The following is a 2,727-nucleotide window of genomic DNA, read 5'->3' as shown; positions in this document are numbered from 1 at the left end:
CACTGAAGGTGAAGCAGTAGACCCAGGTTTCCTTGGTTTGGATATCGGTCCTAAATCTATCGCTAAATTTGACGAAGCTTTGACTGGTGCGAAAACAGTTGTATGGAACGGACCTATGGGTGTATTTGAAAACCCTGACTTCCAAGCTGGTACAATCGGTGTAATGGACGCTATCGTTAAACAACCAGGCGTTAAATCAATCATCGGTGGTGGTGACTCAGCTGCCGCAGCGATCAACCTTGGACGTGCAGACAAGTTCTCATGGATCTCTACTGGTGGTGGAGCTTCAATGGAACTTCTTGAAGGTAAAGTTCTTCCAGGACTTGCAGCATTGACTGAAAAATAAGACGGTTCCTCATGAACCATAGAAGAAGCACCGAAAGGTGCTTTTTCTATTGGATGTGAGTAGAAGGAAGCTAGTCGATCTTCATTTCCCCGCTTGAACCTTTCTAGAAATATGTTAGAATAAAAGAGATAGAAAGATAGGGGACAATGGATTACTTTAAACGACATAAATTTGACCGTTCCAAATTTCGATTAGGAATGCGAACCTTCAAAACAGGGATAGCCGTTTTTCTGGTTCTATTGATTTTTGGTATCTTTGGCTGGCGGGGCTTGCAGATTGGGGCGCTGACAGCTGTCTTTAGTTTGAGAGAAGATTTTGATAAGAGTGTTCACTTCGGAGCTTCGCGCGTGATGGGTAACAGCATCGGTGGTTTTTATGCCCTGCTGTTCTTTATGATCAAGATTCTCTTCCACAATGCTTTTTGGGTGACCCTGATTTTTGTGCCCATTGCGACCATGTTAACCATAATGACAAACGTCGCTATGAACAACAAAGCTGGAATCATCGGTGGAGTTTCAGCCATGTTGATCATCACCCTCTCCATTCCGACAGGAGAAACGTTCCTATATGTTTTTGCCCGCATCTTTGAAACCTTTATCGGAGTCTTCGTTGCGATTTTAGTCAATTCAGATGTGGATCGGATTCGGGACTTTATAAAAGAAAGAAGAAAAACCATGTGAGATTATATGACATTTTAATCTTGACATCGGTTTTTTTTGCGTTATAATAGAATAGAAAGGGGGTTTGTATGAAAGAAAAGGAATTAAGACGAACGTTAGCGGTCTTTCCGATTGGTAGTGTTATGAAATTGACAGATTTAACAGCTCGTCAAATTCGCTACTACGAAGATCAACAACTCATTACTCCAGATCGTACAGAGGGCAATCGTCGGATGTTTTCTCTTAACGATATGGACCGCCTGTTGGAGATTAAGGATTATTTATCTGAAGGCCTTAATATTGCAGGAATTAAAAAACGGATTGCTGAGAAAGAAGCTCAACGTCAAGTTGCCAAGATTGTCAGTGAAAAGGATGTCCGCAAGGCCCTTCACCGTGACATTCTCCAGCAAAGTCGCTTTCATACGACCTCATCGCCATATGGTCAGTTACGCTGATCATTCTTTTTGCTTAATGCTATACTCATAAGGAGACACACATGTCAATTACTGTTGAAGATATTCGTCGCGAAGTCAAAGAAAAAAATGTAACCTTTATTCGGTTGATGTTCTCAGATATCTTAGGGACCATGAAAAATGTTGAAATTCCAGCGACAGATGAACAGTTGGAAAAGGTTCTCTCAAACAAGGCCATGTTTGATGGATCTTCTATCGAAGGGTTTGTTCGGATTAATGAGTCTGATATGTATCTCTATCCAGACTTGGACTCTTGGACTGTTTTCCCTTGGGGAGATGAGAACGGTAGTGTCGCAGGATTGATTTGTGATGTCTATACAACAGAAGGGGAACCTTTTGCAGGAGACCCTCGTGGAAACCTCAAACGTGCTCTTCGTCACATGGAAGAAGTTGGCTTCAAATCTTTCAACCTTGGACCAGAGCCAGAGTTCTTCCTCTTTAAGCTCGATGAAAATGGGGATCCAACTCTTGAAGTGAATGACAAGGGTGGCTATTTTGACTTGGCGCCTACAGACCTTGCTGATAACACTCGCCGTGAGATCGTCAATGTCTTGACTCAAATGGGATTTGAAGTAGAAGCCAGTCACCACGAAGTGGCCGTAGGTCAGCATGAAATTGACTTTAAGTACGATGAAGTGCTTCGTGCTTGTGACAAGATTCAAATCTTTAAACTCGTTGTCAAAACCATTGCTCGCAAACATGGTTTGTATGCAACCTTTATGGCTAAGCCAAAATTTGGGATCGCTGGTTCCGGGATGCACTGCAATATGTCCTTGTTTGATGCGGAAGGAAACAATGCCTTCTTTGATCCAAATGATCCAAAAGGAATGCAGTTGTCAGAAACAGCTTATCACTTCCTTGGCGGTTTGATCAAGCACGCCTACAACTACACAGCCATCATGAACCCAACAGTTAACTCCTACAAACGTTTGGTTCCAGGTTATGAAGCACCTGTTTACATCGCTTGGGCTGGCCGAAACCGTTCACCATTGGTCCGCGTACCAGCTTCACGTGGTATGGGAACACGCCTTGAGTTGCGCTCAGTAGACCCAATGGCCAACCCATATATTGCTATGGCTGTTCTCTTGGAAGTTGGTTTGCACGGTATTGAAAACAAAATCGAAGCACCAGCTCCTATCGAAGAAAACATCTACATCATGACTGCAGAAGAGCGTAAAGAAGCTGGAATCACTGACCTCCCATCTACCCTTCACAATGCTTTGAAAGCCTTGACTGAAGATGAAGTTGT

The 2,727-nt window shown here is 43.1% G+C and carries 4 protein-coding genes; all 4 read left to right on the top strand.

Annotated features, from left to right (window positions below):
* Positions 1-346, top strand: a 346-nt coding sequence (gene pgk / locus ACLOR3_RS02005) for a phosphoglycerate kinase (RefSeq protein ID WP_412036940.1), incomplete at its 5' end; no start/stop codon positions are given.
* 146 nt (positions 347-492) lie between these two features.
* Entirely contained in the window at positions 493-1,026 is a 534-nt protein-coding gene (locus tag ACLOR3_RS02000; RefSeq protein ID WP_006595533.1) for an FUSC family protein, read from the top strand.
* Between the two features lie 68 nt (positions 1,027-1,094).
* Positions 1,095-1,460 (top strand): MerR family transcriptional regulator, encoded by a 366-nt coding sequence (locus ACLOR3_RS01995; RefSeq protein WP_411400098.1) that lies wholly within the window; start codon positions 1,095-1,097, stop codon positions 1,458-1,460.
* A 41-nt stretch (positions 1,461-1,501) separates the two neighbouring features.
* Positions 1,502-2,727, top strand: a 1,226-nt coding sequence (glnA, locus tag ACLOR3_RS01990) for a type I glutamate--ammonia ligase (RefSeq protein ID WP_412036939.1), incomplete at its 3' end; no start/stop codon positions are given.

Origin of the sequence: Streptococcus intestinihominis (assembly GCF_046824975.1) — a bacterium.
Classification (GTDB): Bacteria; Bacillota; Bacilli; order Lactobacillales; family Streptococcaceae; genus Streptococcus.
The sequence above is the reverse complement of the archived record's forward strand: the minus strand, read 5'-3'. Positions and strand labels throughout refer to the sequence as shown.

Excerpts from the sequence above, each read along its gene's own strand:
- ACLOR3_RS02000 (WP_006595533.1), top strand. The coding sequence starts at position 493 with ATGGATTACTTTAAACGACATAAATTTGACCGTTCCAAATTTCGATTA.
- ACLOR3_RS01995 (WP_411400098.1), top strand. The coding sequence starts at position 1,095 with ATGAAAGAAAAGGAATTAAGACGAACGTTAGCGGTCTTTCCGATTGGT.